The organism is Blautia sp. AF19-13LB, from assembly GCF_003479105.1.
GTDB classification, from domain to species: domain Bacteria; phylum Bacillota; class Clostridia; order Lachnospirales; family Lachnospiraceae; genus Fusicatenibacter; species Fusicatenibacter saccharivorans.
The window spans coordinates 1-379 of sequence record NZ_QUGO01000078.1 but is presented as its reverse complement, the minus strand read 5'-3'; the positions used below and the strand labels follow the sequence as shown (position 1 = coordinate 379).

General features: G+C 46.7%; 1 pseudogene. It reads right to left on the bottom strand.

Going from position 1 to position 379, the window contains the following annotated elements:
• Window positions 1-379 (bottom strand): annotated as a pseudogene (locus DWX32_RS19965) (IS200/IS605 family accessory protein TnpB-related protein); the annotation flags it as partial.

The following is a 379-nucleotide window of genomic DNA, read 5'->3' as shown; positions in this document are numbered from 1 at the left end:
TTAAAAAGGCCGCATCTTTCTCTTCTGTGTTTTCACGGTACATGACATCGTGGTAAAAAACAGGCATGGCATACTGCTCACTTTTCAGATACGGCTTTCCTGTTTTCTGTCCCTCTGCTTTCCACTGTTCCAGACGCGTCCGATAAGAAGATACACTCCCAAGCGCATGCTGGACTGCCGCCCGTCTGAAATAGGATGGCATCTTGGGAAAGCAGAAATCAAAATCAAACCGGGCCGGATTCCGTTTCGTTGTATGCACCAGATGTTCCGCTGCATTGAAACGTTTCTTACTTTCCTCAATTTTGACCAGTTCTTCCCATACAGATTCATACACTTCGACCAGATAGCGGACAGCAGAACGGTAAATCTCCAGTGTCTG